At 73.6% G+C, this 13,111-nt stretch carries 13 protein-coding genes; 7 read left to right on the plus strand and 6 right to left on the minus strand.

Annotated elements, in window-relative coordinates:
* Positions 1-205 precede the first annotated feature (205 nt).
* A complete protein-coding gene (locus tag ACFV7Q_RS28050) occupies positions 206-445 on the minus strand; it encodes a hypothetical protein (RefSeq protein WP_385432423.1) in 240 nt (79 codons plus the stop codon).
* 541 nt (positions 446-986) lie between these two features.
* Between ACFV7Q_RS28050 and guaA the strand changes: the two genes are divergently transcribed.
* The 4 genes from guaA to ACFV7Q_RS28070 all read left to right on the plus strand — a co-directional run bounded on the left by guaA (position 987) and on the right by ACFV7Q_RS28070 (position 5,657).
* The gene (guaA, locus tag ACFV7Q_RS28055; protein WP_385432425.1) at positions 987-2,579 is read left to right on the plus strand and encodes a glutamine-hydrolyzing GMP synthase; all 1,593 of its coding nucleotides are present in this window, start codon (positions 987-989) and stop codon (positions 2,577-2,579) included.
* A 189-nt stretch (positions 2,580-2,768) separates the two neighbouring features.
* Complete coding sequence (locus ACFV7Q_RS28060) at positions 2,769-3,590, plus strand: class II aldolase/adducin family protein (protein WP_385432427.1); 822 nt, start codon at positions 2,769-2,771, stop codon at positions 3,588-3,590.
* Positions 3,591-3,706: 116 nt separating this feature from the next.
* Positions 3,707-4,972 carry a hypothetical protein gene (locus ACFV7Q_RS28065; RefSeq protein WP_385432428.1) on the plus strand — a complete coding sequence of 422 codons (1,266 nt, stop codon included), beginning with the start codon at positions 3,707-3,709 and terminating at the stop codon, positions 4,970-4,972.
* Positions 4,973-5,165: 193 nt separating this feature from the next.
* The gene (locus ACFV7Q_RS28070) at positions 5,166-5,657 is read left to right on the plus strand and encodes a DoxX family protein (RefSeq protein ID WP_385432464.1); all 492 of its coding nucleotides are present in this window, start codon (positions 5,166-5,168) and stop codon (positions 5,655-5,657) included.
* On the opposite strand, the gene ACFV7Q_RS28075 is transcribed toward ACFV7Q_RS28070, so the two are convergent.
* The gene (locus ACFV7Q_RS28075; RefSeq protein WP_385432430.1) at positions 5,573-5,827 is read right to left on the minus strand and encodes a hypothetical protein; all 255 of its coding nucleotides are present in this window, start codon (positions 5,825-5,827) and stop codon (positions 5,573-5,575) included. The two genes, ACFV7Q_RS28070 and ACFV7Q_RS28075, sit on opposite strands and share 85 nt — an antisense overlap.
* Positions 5,814-7,184 (minus strand): PspC domain-containing protein, encoded by a 1,371-nt coding sequence (locus ACFV7Q_RS28080; protein WP_385432432.1) that lies wholly within the window; start codon positions 7,182-7,184, stop codon positions 5,814-5,816. Before ACFV7Q_RS28080 ends, ACFV7Q_RS28075 begins: the two co-directional genes overlap by 14 nt.
* Before the next feature lie 131 nt (positions 7,185-7,315).
* Between ACFV7Q_RS28080 and ACFV7Q_RS28085 the strand changes: the two genes are divergently transcribed.
* From ACFV7Q_RS28085 to ACFV7Q_RS28095, 3 genes are all read left to right on the plus strand, one after another.
* Positions 7,316-8,611: a PspC domain-containing protein gene (locus tag ACFV7Q_RS28085; protein WP_385432434.1), complete on the plus strand. Its 1,296-nt coding sequence runs from the start codon at positions 7,316-7,318 to the stop codon at positions 8,609-8,611.
* Complete coding sequence (locus ACFV7Q_RS28090) at positions 8,608-9,327, plus strand: LuxR C-terminal-related transcriptional regulator (protein ID WP_385432436.1); 720 nt, start codon at positions 8,608-8,610, stop codon at positions 9,325-9,327. Before ACFV7Q_RS28085 ends, ACFV7Q_RS28090 begins: the two co-directional genes overlap by 4 nt.
* Positions 9,328-9,408: 81 nt before the next feature.
* Entirely contained in the window at positions 9,409-10,512 is a 1,104-nt protein-coding gene (locus ACFV7Q_RS28095) for an alpha/beta hydrolase (RefSeq protein WP_385432438.1), read from the plus strand.
* A 104-nt stretch (positions 10,513-10,616) separates the two neighbouring features.
* On the opposite strand, the gene ACFV7Q_RS28100 is transcribed toward ACFV7Q_RS28095, so the two are convergent.
* From ACFV7Q_RS28100 to ACFV7Q_RS28110, 3 genes are all read right to left on the minus strand, one after another.
* Positions 10,617-11,663, minus strand: a complete 1,047-nt coding sequence (locus ACFV7Q_RS28100; protein ID WP_385432439.1) for an NlpC/P60 family protein — start codon at positions 11,661-11,663, stop codon at positions 10,617-10,619.
* A 118-nt stretch (positions 11,664-11,781) separates the two neighbouring features.
* Positions 11,782-12,135 carry a hypothetical protein gene (locus tag ACFV7Q_RS28105; RefSeq protein ID WP_360635882.1) on the minus strand — a complete coding sequence of 118 codons (354 nt, stop codon included), beginning with the start codon at positions 12,133-12,135 and terminating at the stop codon, positions 11,782-11,784.
* 26 nt (positions 12,136-12,161) lie between these two features.
* Entirely contained in the window at positions 12,162-13,103 is a 942-nt protein-coding gene (locus ACFV7Q_RS28110) for an alpha/beta fold hydrolase (RefSeq protein ID WP_385432441.1), read from the minus strand.
* Positions 13,104-13,111: the final 8 nt, after the last annotated feature.

A 13,111-nucleotide genomic window follows, 5' to 3' on the forward strand; every position in this document is an offset into this window, starting at 1 on the left:
CCCCGGTCCTGGCGGACCGGGGCGCTGCGGGAAGTCAGTGGCTCGGAGCGAGCATCACGAGGACCCATGGCGGCCGGACCGTCCGGTGCCATAGGTAAAGAGGAAGCTCAGCTGCTTGCGCACGAAATGGATTATTGCCAACCGTCCCGTTCTGGGCCAACCCGGCCCGGATGCTGAGACGGGTCGGCGGTGCGGGTGCAGCGCGCTACGCGCCGAGGTAGGCGGTCGGCGAGAGCCACGCCGGACGGGGCAGGCCGAAGTGCTCCTCCAGCATCAGCTCGGCCTGCGTGAGCGCGCCGTAGACCCAGCCCTGTCCGGTCGACCACGCCGATCCGCAGACGTACAGATCGGCGTCGGGCAGCGGGTGACGCATCCGCGGCATGACCTCCCAGCTCTTCGCCCCCACCCGCCAGAAGTGGTAGGCCGCTCCGTACGGGTCCCGCACCAATCCTGGAAGTAGGCAGCCGTCGGGTCGGGGATGCGGACGTCGGTGCCGTGGAGCTCGCGCAGCTGGCGCTGCGCCTCGTCGACCAGCGTGCCCGGTGCCGCGTCCCTCGGCCGTGGCTGCCGGGTCACCGCCACCGGGGCGAGGCGGTTCGGCCGGCGCAGCAGCCCGTTCCAGAACTCCACGGCGCTGGTGTCGTTGTAGGAGGCCATCAGCAGGGCGTTGCGGTTGGCGGGGTCGGCCCCGGCTTGGTCCCCCTCGACCCCCCAGTAGTAGACCTGGCGCAGCGGCAGGTCGGTCACCGAGCGGCCCGCACGCAGGCCGAGGTCCTCCCACCACGGCCGGTCGTAGCCGAGGAAGGGCTTGGAGGCCGGCCTCGGGATGATCGAGCCGAGGTCGGACAGGACGCGCCGCGCGCGCCGTGATGCGCCCGTCGCCCTGCGTCGCGGCGGCTCCGGTTCGGACGGTGAGACGAAAACGGTCGGCGCGTCCCCCGTTAGAATTGACAAAACAGCCCCCTCTTCCGCCGGAAGGCCGTCCCGTGCCAGAAGCACCCTCCGCCGCCCACGACGCCGCCCCGGACACGGTTCTCGTCGTCGACTTCGGCGCCCAGTACGCCCAGCTCATCGCCCGCCGCGTCCGCGAGGCACGGGTCTACAGCGAGATCGTGCCGAGCACGATGCCCGTGGCCGAGATGCTGGCCAAGAACCCCAAGGCGATCATCCTGTCCGGCGGCCCGTCCTCGGTGTACGAAGAGGGCGCGCCGCAGCTCGACCGCTCCCTGTTCGAGGCCGGCGTCCCGGTCTTCGGCATGTGCTACGGCTTCCAGCTGATGGCGACCACCCTCGGCGGCACGGTCGACAACACCGGCTCCCGCGAGTACGGCCGCACCCCGCTGGCCGTCAGCAAGACCGGCTCGACCCTGTTCGAGGGCACCCCCGAGCACCAGTCCGTGTGGATGTCGCACGGCGACGCCTGCTCCAAGGCGCCCGAGGGCTTCACCGTCACCGCGTCGACCGACGTCGTCCCGGTCGCGGCCTTCGAGAACGACGAGAAGAAGCTGTACGGCGTGCAGTACCACCCCGAGGTGATGCACTCCACGCACGGCCAGCAGGTGCTGGAGCACTTCCTCTACCGGGGCGCGGGCCTGCAGCCCACCTGGACCACCGGCAACATCGTCGAGGAGCAGATCGCGGCCATCCGCGCCCAGGTCGGCGACAAGCGCGCCATCTGCGGCCTGTCCGGCGGCGTGGACTCCGCGGTCGCCGCGGCCCTCGTGCAGAAGGCCATCGGCTCCCAGCTGACCTGCGTGTACGTCGACCACGGCCTGATGCGCAAGGGCGAGACCGAGCAGGTCGAGAAGGACTTCGTCGCGGCCACCGGCGTGCAGCTGAAGGTCGTCGACGCGCAGGAGCGCTTCCTGAACGCGCTGGCCGGCGTCTCCGACCCGGAGACCAAGCGCAAGATCATCGGCCGCGAGTTCATCCGCGTCTTCGAGCAGGCCCAGGCCGAGATCATCGCCGAGGCCGAGGGCGGCCCGGACGTGGCCTTCCTGGTCCAGGGCACCCTGTACCCGGACGTCGTCGAGTCCGGCGGCGGCACCGGCACCGCCAACATCAAGTCCCACCACAACGTGGGCGGCCTCCCCGAGGACATCGAGTTCCAGCTCGTCGAGCCGCTGCGCCAGCTGTTCAAGGACGAGGTCCGGATGGTCGGCCAGGAGCTCGGCCTGCCCGAGGAGATCGTCCAGCGCCAGCCCTTCCCCGGCCCGGGCCTGGGCATCCGCATCGTCGGCGAGGTCACCAAGGAGCGCCTGGACCTGCTGCGCGAGGCCGACGCCATCGCCCGCCAGGAGCTCACGGCGGCCGGCCTCGACCGGGAGATCTGGCAGTGCCCGGTGGTCCTGCTGGCCGACGTCCGCAGCGTCGGCGTGCAGGGCGACGGCCGCACCTACGGCCACCCGATCGTGCTGCGCCCCGTCTCCTCCGAGGACGCCATGACCGCGGACTGGACCCGCATGCCGTACGAGGTCCTGGCCCGGATCTCGACCCGCATCACCAACGAGGTCAAGGACGTCAACCGCGTCGTCCTCGACTGCACCAGCAAGCCCCCGGGCACCATCGAATGGGAGTAGTCAGCATGGGCTGACTCCCGCCCGAGCCCGCGGCGAAGCCGCCACCCCGTCCGGGGGTGGCGGCTTCGCCCTTTCCCGGCCCCCTCCGGGTCCCCCTCTGGCGGGTTGAGGGGCCCGCCGGTACCTTGCGCGCCAGCCGCCGCTCCGGCGCCGCGGCCGCGCCGACCGCTGCGACCGAGGAGGGCCGCCATGCCGGACCAGCCCGAGCCCCAGCCCGCGCCCGCGCCGGTGCCCGAGGACCGGCTGCGCTTCGAGATGCCGCCGGTCCACACCGGTCCGGCGCAGGAGCGCGCGTACCGCAAGGAGCGGCTCGCCGGCGCGCTGCGCCTGTTCGGCCGGCTCGGGTACGAGGAGGGGGTCGCCGGGCAGGCCACCGCGCGCGACCCCGAGTACGGGGACTGCTACTGGGTGAACCCCTTCGGGCGGGCGTTCGCCTCGCTGACCGCCGAGGACCTGCTCCTCGTCGACGGAGACGGGCGCGTGGTGCAGGGGGAGCGGCGGGTGAACCAGCTGGCCTTCGCCCTGCACGCGGCCGTGCACCGGGCCCGGCCCGACACCGTGGCCGTGGTCCGCGTGCACGGCCCGTACGGGAGGGCGCTCGCCGCGCTCGGCGAGCTGCTCGCCCCGGTCACCCAGGAGGCCTGCGCGTTCTACGAGGACCACGCCCTCGTCGACCAGTACACGGCGGGGGCCGGCGACCCCGCCGAGTGCCGGCGCATCGCCCGGGCCCTCGGCCCGTACAAGGCGCTGGTCCTGCGCAACCACGGGCTGCTGACGGTCGGGGACTCCGTGGACGCGGCCGCCTGGTGGTGCGTCGCGGCCGAGCGGGCGGCCCAGGTGCAGCTGATCGCGCGGGCCGCGGGCAAGCCGGTGCCGATCGACCACCGGTCCGCGCTCGCGGCGCGGGAGCGGTTCGGCACGGACCTCGCGGCCTGGGCCGCCTACCAGCCCCTGTGGCAGTCCGTGCAGGGAGACCGTACGGCGGGCGCGCGGGCTACACCGGGCGGGTGACGTCAACATCATGAACGGTTAATCACCTGCTCTGACATCGTGCGCAATCCGGAGCACTGCCGCAGTGGTGCACAATTCGCTGGCATTGCACCGTAGTTCAGAGAGGCGGCAGGCGCGTGGCTGTCCACCCGATCTCCCTTGTGCCCCACGGCGGCGCATGCACCTGCGACGCCTGCCCGCACGGCGCACAGGAGGGCCACCGGCGCGCGGTCGCCGCCTTCCTGGAGAAGCGCGACGGGTTCGCCGCGGGGCAGGGGCTGCCCGCCGCGGTGGCCCGGTCCGCCGGGGCGTCCCGGCAGTGGGTCTCCGACGAGCTGACCCTGTCGGCCCGCACCGTCGCCGACCGGGGACGCGAGGCCGGTACCTCCTGGCTCTACCTGCTCTCGCGGCGGGCCGTGCTCGCCGTGTGGATCGCCGCCGGGGTGCTGCTGCTGGTGCAGGTCGGCACCGCGCTCGGCACCGGGTGGTCCACCGCGCGCACCGCCGCCCTGTTGGCCGCCCTGATGCTGGCCGGGCTGCTCACGGTCGCCGCCCGCGCCCAGTCGGTGCGCGGCGGGCTGCTGGCCCCGCTGATCGGTGAGGACAACCGGCTGTCCACCTCGAAGGCCGTGCCCACCGCCTGGCTGCTGCTGACCGCGTTCGCCGCGCTGCTGCCCGCGCTGCGGCTGGCGGCGTCGGCGCCCGGCCCGGAGCGGCAGGCGCTCTACGAGGGGTTGGCGTTCGGGCGGGCCTTGCCGCTGCTGGCGGTGGTCGCCCTGACCTCGGCCGTGGCGGTGCTGGTGCGCCGGGTGGTCGCCGTACGGATCCTCGGGCAGCGCCTGCAGAAGCTGCCCGCGGACCGTCCGCGGGGAGCGGACCTGCTGACGGACGACGCGGGCCGGGGCAGCCTCCCGGACGCCCAGTACGTCCTGGTCTCCACGGTGGTGCTGGGCTACGCGGCGGTGTCGCTGGCCCGGTACCCGGACCGGCTGCCGCGGCTGCCGTGGGCGCTGGCGCTGCTGGTGGTTCTGTCGGCCGCGGTCTACCTGGCGGCGAAGTACGCGGAGGTGGCCCGTCCGCTGGTGCTGTCGGTGGTCCGCAGACGCGAGCCCGGGGACCTGGACGCGGCCGTCCGGCCGGGGGACGACATCGAGATCCGCGGGGTGGGGTTCGTACCGCCCGGGGCGCAGACCCCGGAGATGCTGGCGCGGCTGGTGGTGCGGATCGGGACGGTGCACGTGCACGTTCCGCTCGTCCCGGTGGCGGGCGGGTTCTCCAACCCGTCGGACGCGGTGCTGACGGTACCGGTCCCGGCGGAGGTGGAACCGGGGCGGGTCGAGCTCCAGGTGGTGACCGCGGCGGGGGTGGAATCCAACCGCTACAGCATCGACGTGGCCGAGTGAAGCGGGTAGAGATGGGGGCGTGACCAGACCCGACAGCCCCGACGCCTCCGACGGCCCCCGCGTGTCGGACCACTCGCGTCCTCCCGGTGCCTCCCACGGTCCCGGCGCACCCGCCGATCATGCGGCCCCCGCCGACCAAGCCGACCCCGCCGGCCACGCCGCCCCTGCCGGCCACGCGGCCCCCGCGCCCACGCTGCGGGACCGGGCCGCCCGGTACGCGCTCCTGCCGCTGCGCGTCTTCCTGGGCGTCACCTTCGTCTACGCGGGCCTGGACAAGCTGACCGATCCCGCGTTCCTGTCCACCACGGGTCCCGGCTCGATCGGCGAGGTGATGCGAGGGGCGCGCGACACCTCCGCGGTCCCCGGCCTCGTCGACCTGGTGCCCTCGCCCGTCGGCTTCGCCGTCCTGCTGGCCCTCGCGGAGACCGCGGTCGGCCTGGCCGTCCTCGCAGGCCTGCTGACCCGGCTCGCGGCCGCGGGCGGGGCGCTGATCTCGCTCAGCCTGTGGCTCACGGTGTCCTGGCAGGTGACCCCGTACTACTACGGCAACGACCTCGCCTACCTGATGGCCTGGACCCCGCTGATCCTGGCCGGTGCACCCTACTGGTCGCTGGACTCGCTGATCCGGTCGCGGCGTACCGCGCGGTCGTCCGAGCGGTCCCGGCGGTCGCGCCGCACCGCGTAGGTCACCATCCCCACCAGCGAGGCGAGCGCCAGCCCGCCCATGGCCATCGGGACGACCAGGAACCAGGGCGCGTCCACCTCCCCCTCCGCGTCGAGCAGGTACAGCAGGCCCGCCGTCATCAGGACCAGGCCCGCCAGCAGCCGTCCCGGCTGGAACTCATGACGCGGCACGTGCCACCTCCACCTGTCCCGCACCCGCGTGCAGGTGCAGTTCGATCGTGCCGCCGGGCTCGGTGCCCGCGGCGGGCTGCAGGGTCTCCTGCTGGGTCTCGCCACCGCTCTTGACGCGTATCGTCCGGGTGTCGTCGCCGGGCATCTTGATGTCGCCCAGCCGCACCGACACGTCGGCCCGCGCGGTGACCTCGCGGGGCACGATGACCTTGAGGCGGCCCGCCTCGATGTCGGCCCGCACGCTCAGCGTGGTGCCCTTCGGCACGTCGAGCCGGCTCAGGTCCAGCGTGGCCAGCCCGGTGCCCGCCGTGTACTCCGGCCGTACGTCGGCCATGGCGGCCGGCCGCCAGCGGACGTCCCGCCAGTCCGTGCCGATGTCCTCGGGCAGGGCGGACGCGAAGGCCAGCAGCCCGGCCGTGGCCACGGCGAGGAAGAACGTACCGAAGCCGGTGCGCCCCTTGACCGAGCTGACCGCGAGGCCGAGGCCGAAGACGGCCAGGGCCGAGGCCAGGCCGATCTGCAGCGCGTACGAAAGGGTGCCGTCCTCCCACACCGCGGCGGTCGCGACCGCGCCCGCCAGCGCCGCGAGCAGGAACACCCGCCCGCCGATCCCGCCGCGCGGCCGGGGCCGGTCGAGGCTCCGCCCGGCTCCGCCGCCCGCGCGGCCGTCCGTGCCGTTCGCCGCGCCGGGGGAGTCGTCCGGCCCCCACAGATAGCCGGTGGACCCGACCGGGCCGGTGGTGCCGTCCTTGACCAGCGGGTCCCGCCACCAGGACGGGCCGCCCGGTGCGGGCGGGGCCTGGGTCTCCGGCGGGGCCGGGCGGTGCGCGGCGGGCGACTCCGCCTCGGGGTGGGCGGCGCCCCGGCGGCGCTGGGAGAAGTACGCGGCTCCGCCCAGTGCCAGTACGACCAGGACGGAGAAGGCCCCCAGCCCACCGTTGTGCAACATCGACAGGAACAGCGCGCAGCCCGCCAGCGCGGCGAACGCCGCCGCCAGCGTCACCCCTTCGATCCGGCCGGTCAGCAGCTTCTTCGCCTCGCTGTCCTCCTCGCCCTCCACGGGCAGCAGCAGCCATGCGAAGCCGTAGAAGATCAGGCCGAACCCGCCGGTGACGGTGAGGACGCCGAGCGAGATCCGGAAGATCACCGGGTCCAGGTCGAAATAGCGGCCGAGGCCCCCGCACACGCCGGCGAGGACCTTGTCGCGCTTGCTGCGGCGCAGCGGCGGCCGCTCGGCGGCCCACTCGGCACCGGTCCGCTCGGCACCGGTCCCGTCGGCACCGCCCTGATCGGCGGACCTTTCGCCGGACCGGTCGTCGGGCATGCCGCCCGGCGGCGGGGAGTCGTCCTTGGTCATGCGTCCATGGTGACGGGCCGTCGGAGCCGCCGGCATCGGGCCTTACCCTGGCACAACCCTGATATCCCCCGGTCACAACTGGGGGGAGGCCCTGATGCCGGGCGCCCCGCGCGCGTGTGACCATCGGTGACATGCCCGTTCCCGCCGCCCCGCGCACCCCGCACGCCCCCGACCCCGACGAAGCACCGCAGCGCAGGCTCTACCGCAGCGCCGACGGCCGGATGCTCGGCGGTGTCGCCCGCGGCCTGGCCGGGCACCTCGGGCTCCCCGTGGTCTGGGTCCGGCTCGCCTTCCTCGGCCTGTTCCTGTGGGGCGACGGGCTCGGCGTCCTGCTGTACGCGGCGTTCTGGGTGTTCGTACCGCTCGGCGTCGGCGGACGCACCGCGCACCGCTCCTTCTTCGACGGCCTGACCGACGGCAGCGGGCGGCTGCGCCGGCCCGACAAGGGCCAGGTCGGCGCGCTCATCGCGCTGTGCGTGGGCACGGGCATCTTCATCGCCAAGGTCCAGGACGACGGCGCCTCCGGCCGGTACGCGTGGCCGACCCTGCTCGTCGGAGCAGGCGTGGTCCTCGTCTGGCGGCAGGCCGACAACGCCCGGCGGGCGCACTGGGGGGCCGCCGCCGGCCGCAACGCGCGGATGCTGCACCTCGCCCGCAGCCTCGCCGGCGTCGTCCTCGTCGGCGTCGGCCTCACCGTCTTCATCGTCGTCCGCGGCTCGGCCGCCCAGCTCGGCAACGTGCTCACCGCCGCCCTCGCCGTCCTCGTCGGCATCGCGCTGCTCGCCGGACCCTGGCTGATCCGGATGACCCAGGACCTCTCCGAGGAGCGCCTGATGCGCATTCGCGCCCAGGAGCGGGCCGAGGTCGCCGCCCACGTCCACGACTCCGTGCTGCACACCCTCACCCTGATCCAGCGCAACGCGGAGGACGTCGGCGAGGTGCGCCGCCTCGCCCGCGCGCAGGAGCGGGAGCTGCGCAACTGGCTGTACAAGCCCGAGGGCACCGGCAAGGACGAGGCCGAGGAGCCCGCCACCCTCGCGGAGGCCGTGAAGAAGACCGCCGCCGAGGTGGAGGACCACCACGGCGTGCCGATCGAGGTGGTCGTGGTCGGCGACTGCCCCCTGGACGAGAAGCTCGGCGCGCAGGTGCAGGCCGCGCGCGAGGCAATGGTCAACGCCGCCAAGTACGGTGGCGACGGGGGCCCGGTGCAGGTGTACGCCGAAGTGGAGGGGCAGACGGTGTTCGTGTCCGTACGGGACCGGGGACCGGGCTTCGACATCGACGCGGTACCGGACGACCGCATGGGCGTACGAGAATCGATCATCGGCCGGATGCAGCGCAACGGCGGGACCGCACGGCTGCGGTCCGCACCCGACGGCGGCACGGAAGTCGAGCTGGAGATGGAGAGGGCGGCGAAGGCGGCATGAACGGGCAGAACGCGGACGCACGGGCACAGGGGAACGGGCAGGACGGTGCGCCGGACCGGCGGGTGCGGGTGGTCCTCGTCGACGACCACCGGATGTTCCGTGCGGGTGTGCAGGCCGAGATCGGGGACACCGCCACCACCGGCGTCGAGGTCGTCGGCGAGGCCGCCGACGTCGACCAGGCCGTCACCGTCATCACCGCCACCCGGCCCGAGGTGGTCCTCCTCGACGTGCACCTGCCCGGCGGCGGCGGGGTCGAGGTGCTGCGGCGCTGCGCCCCGCTGATGGCGGCGGCCGAGCACCCGGTGCGCTTCCTGGCCCTGTCGGTTTCGGATGCGGCCGAGGACGTCATCGGCGTCATCCGGGGCGGCGCGCGCGGCTACGTGACGAAGACCATCACCGGCAGCGACCTGGTGGATTCGATCTTCCGGGTGCAGGACGGCGACGCGGTGTTCTCGCCGCGGCTCGCGGGCTTCGTCCTGGACGCCTTCGCCTCGACGGACGCCCCGCCGGTCGACGAGGACCTGGACCGGCTGACCCAGCGCGAGCGCGAGGTGCTGCGGCTGATCGCGCGCGGGTACGCGTACAAGGAGATCGCCAAGCAGCTGTTCATCTCGGTCAAGACCGTCGAGTCGCACGTCTCGGCCGTGCTGCGCAAGCTGCAGCTGTCGAACCGGCACGAGCTGACCCGCTGGGCCACCGCGCGCCGCCTCGTCTGAGGTGTTCCGCCCGGTCTGTGATGCATGCCGCAGGGGAGCCGCGGAACCCGGGCACTGCCCGCGGCCCTCTAGGCTGGCGTGATGAGCTTGACCGGGACCCCCCTCTTCGCGACGGTGATCGCCCTGACGGCGACCGCCGTCATCCTGCCGCTGGCCGTGTGGAGCAAGGTGCGCGGCCCGGCCGTCGTACGGATCCTCACCCGCGCGCTGATGATGGTGTTCGCCCAGGTCACCGCCATCGCCCTGGTCTTCATCGGGGTCAACAGGGAGCAGAACTTCTACACCACGTGGGGCGACCTGCTCGGCACGAGCGACTACGTGCAGGCCGCCAACGACCTCGGCCCGGACGGCCTCGGCGGCAAGAAGATCGAGGCCGAGCCGAAGGTGAAGCAGGAGTTCCGCCCGGTCGAGGACGTGCACGGCAAGGTGCAGGCGACCGAGCTCGACGGGAAGATATCCGGGGTCAAGGGCGACGTCCTGGTCTACCTGCCGCCGCAGTACGACGACCCGGCGTACAAGGACAAGAAGTTCCCGGTCGTGGAGCTGATCCCCGGCATGCCCGGCTCCGGCAAGTCCTGGTTCAAGGGGCTGAAGGTGGCCGAGCAGCTGGAGCCGCTCATGAAGAGCGGCAAGATCCAGCCGTTCGTCCTGGTCTCGGCGCGCACCATGCTGCTCGGCGACACCGAGACCGGCTGCGCCAACATCCCCGGCAAGGTCAACGCGGACAGCTGGCTCAGCGTGGACGTCCGCAAGATGGTCATCGACAACTTCCGGGTCTCCGATGACCCCCGTTCCTGGGGCCTCGCCGGGTACTCGGCCGGTGCGTACTGCTCCGCCAAGCTGGCCCTCTCGCACCCGGACCGGTACGGCGCGGCGGTCTCCATGTCCGGCTACAACGACCCCGGCATGGAGCCTTCCTCCCTGCTCCGCCAGGACCCGCAGCTTCGTGAGTCGCACAACCTGCACACCATGCTGAAGGCCCTGCCGACGCCGCCCGCGGTGTCGCTGCTGATCACGGGCGGCGAGGGCGACGGCTACCAGGCGGGGATCGCCCTGCAGCAGTCGGCGCAGGCGCCGACGAAGATCGAGGTCCAGAAGACCACGGGCGGCCACACCATCGACGCCTGGGTCCGCCAGCTCCCCCAGGTCTTCGGCTGGCTGAGCACCCAGGTCAAGGCGCCGTAGCGGACGGCCGCGGCAGCCCCGGCGCCCCGGTGACGCCGGCGCCCCGGCGCCCCGGTGACGCCGGCGCCCCGGCGCCCCGGTGACGCCGGTGGCCGCCGCCGCGGCTACGCCGGGCGGGTCGCGCCGGCCCAGGGCATGGAGTCGACCGGGGCGACCCGGACCGTCGAGCCCGGGCGGGGGGCGTGGATCATCTGGCCGTTGCCGATGTACAGGCCGACGTGGGTGACCCCGGGGTAGAAGAACACCAGGTCGCCCGGGGCCAGCTCGCTGCGCGAGACCCGTCGGCCGGCGTTGATCTGCGTGTAGGTGGTGCGGGGGAGCGAGAGCCCCGCCGAGCGGTACGCGGCCTGGGTCAGGCCGGAGCAGTCGTAGGCGCTCGGGCCCGTCGCGCCCCAGACGTACGGCTTGCCGATCGCCCCGTGCGCGAAGGCGATGGCCCGGGCGGCCCGGTTGCCGTCCGACGGGGCCGGCGGGGCCGGAGCGCGCATGCCGGCGGGGGCCGCCTCGCCGGCGCCGGCCGGGGCCTCGTACGCGGCCCGCTCCTCGGCCGTGAGCCGGGCCAGCAGCCGCTTCGCGGCGTCGAGCTTCCCCTCGATCACGGACTTCTGCGCGGCGAGCTCGGCCTGGCCGGCCCGCAGCTCGTCGAGGCGCCCGGCCGCCCGGTCGCGCAGGGCGCCGACCTCGTCCAGCTGCCGGCGCACGGATGCGATGCCCGCGGCGTTGCGGTCGCCGGCCCGGGTCAGCAGTGCGGCCCGGGCGAGGTAGTCCTGTGGGTCGTCCGCCGTCGCCAGCTGCACCGCCGGCCCGAGGCCCCCGCTGCGGTACTGACCCGCGGCCAGCGAGCCGAGGGCCCGGCGGGCGGCGTTCATCCGGTCGGTCCGGCGTGCGGTCTCGTCGCGCAGCTCGTTCAGCGCGCGCTGGGCCCCGTCGGCCTTCTCCTTCGCCCCGTTGTACCGCTCGGTCGCGGCCTCCGCCTCCTCGTAGAGCCGGTCGACCTCCGCCTTGATCTGGGAGGGCGTCGGCTGCGGGTCGGCCTGGGAGGTGCCTTCGAAGGCGGTGGCGGTGGCAGCGCCCGCGAGGGCGAGGGTGGCGGCGGTGCGTACGGTGCCGCCGCGAAGCGGGCGCTGCCGGGGCTTTCGATGACTGGCCACCAGGGCCTCACGTCCTTCCTCCGTCGGGGCTCGGAGGAGGACGCTAGACCGCGGGGTAACGGTCGGATGACGAGATGACCGCAAGTGCCCCGTCGTGACCGGAGGTGTCGTCTTCGGATCAGGTCCAGAGGGTGGCGATGAAGATGTTGACCACGGTCAGGCCGCCGACCGCGCCGAAGACCGCCTTGTCGACCCGCTCCTCGTCGCGCTTGACGTAGACGAGGGCGAGGATCACGAAGAGGACGGCGAGCTTCACGCCGATCTTGATGTTGTTGACGCTGCCGCCGTCCATCTCGCGGAAGCCGACCAGCAGGACGCCGGTGACCAGCATCGTCAGCGCGCCGTGCAGCATCGCGGGCACGAAACGGGCGGTGCCCGCGCTCATCGCCTTCATCTGGGTCAGGAAACCGCCGAGGAGCGAGGCGATCCCGATGATGTGGAGGCCGACGAAGGCGTTGATGAGTACGTCCATGCGGTCGAGCGTACGGGTGCCCCTGTTCAGCCCAGGAAGCGGGTCAGCTCCTCGACGACCGCCCGCGGGTTCTCCTCCGGGAGGTAGTGCCCGCTGCCGTCGACGCGGACGACGCGGGTGTCGGTGCCGAGCGCCGGGACGTCCGCCACGAGGCGCTCGTGGTTGCTGTGTTCGCCGCCGAGGGCGAGGAGGGGCGCGGTCACCGGGGCGTACGTCGCCATGTCGGCGATGTCCTGGGGGAAGGCGCGGTACCAGTCGTTGCCGGCGCGGATCGCGTCCGGGGTGTCGTAGGCGCGGGCGTACACGGCGCGGGCGTGCTCGTCGATGTCCTCCTGGCGGGTGGTCATGGCGCCGAAGAGCCAGTCCAGCAGGATGCGGTAGCGGCCGGAGAGCAGCTGTTCGGGCAGGCCGTGGACCTGGTTGAACGCGAACCACCACAGGTGCCGGAGGTCCTCGCGGGGGAGCAGGGGCATCGCGGCCCAGCCCCCGTGGGGGTGGGAGACGTCCAGGAGGGCCACCTTCCGGGTGGCGTCCGGGTGGTTGGCGGCGAAGGCGTACGCCACCATCGCGCCGATGTCGTGGCCGACGACGTGGGCGGACTCGATGCCGAGCCGGCCCAGCAGCCCGTGGATGTCGCGGGCCAGCGTCTTCTTGTCGTAGCCGCCCTCCGGCTTGGCGGAGCCGCCCATGCCGCGCAGGTCGACGGCGATCACGCGGTACCGGCGGGCCAGGGCCGGCAGCACCTTGCGCCACTGCCACCAGGTCTGCGGCCAGCCGCCGAGCAGCACCAGGGGAGCGCCGGCGGGGTCGCCTCCCTCGACGTAGTGGAGGCGGACGCCGTCGACGTCGACGTGGCGGCTGGTGAATCCGCCGTCGAGGGACGCGGCGAGGGAGGCGTCGTCGAGCGCGGTCGTGGCGAGCGCGGTCATGGTGGGCGCGGTCACGGCGGGCGGGGTGGTCCGGGGCATGGGGGTGT

This window comes from Streptomyces sp. NPDC059851 (assembly GCF_042732005.1).
Classification (GTDB): domain Bacteria; phylum Actinomycetota; class Actinomycetes; order Streptomycetales; family Streptomycetaceae; genus Streptomyces.

What these genes read in the sequence shown, in the direction of transcription:
- ACFV7Q_RS28085 (WP_385432434.1), top strand. Translation starts at nt 7,316, where the DNA reads ATGCCCGTTCCCGCCGCCCCGCGCACCCCGCACGCCCCCGACCCCGAC.
- ACFV7Q_RS28090 (WP_385432436.1), top strand. Translation starts at nt 8,608, where the DNA reads ATGAACGGGCAGAACGCGGACGCACGGGCACAGGGGAACGGGCAGGAC.
- ACFV7Q_RS28105 (WP_360635882.1), bottom strand. Translation starts at nt 12,135, where the DNA reads ATGGACGTACTCATCAACGCCTTCGTCGGCCTCCACATCATCGGGATC.
- ACFV7Q_RS28060 (WP_385432427.1), top strand. Translation starts at nt 2,769, where the DNA reads ATGCCGGACCAGCCCGAGCCCCAGCCCGCGCCCGCGCCGGTGCCCGAG.
- ACFV7Q_RS28095 (WP_385432438.1), top strand. Translation starts at nt 9,409, where the DNA reads ATGAGCTTGACCGGGACCCCCCTCTTCGCGACGGTGATCGCCCTGACG.
- ACFV7Q_RS28080 (WP_385432432.1), bottom strand. Translation starts at nt 7,184, where the DNA reads ATGACCAAGGACGACTCCCCGCCGCCGGGCGGCATGCCCGACGACCGG.
- ACFV7Q_RS28110 (WP_385432441.1), bottom strand. Translation starts at nt 13,103, where the DNA reads ATGCCCCGGACCACCCCGCCCGCCGTGACCGCGCCCACCATGACCGCG.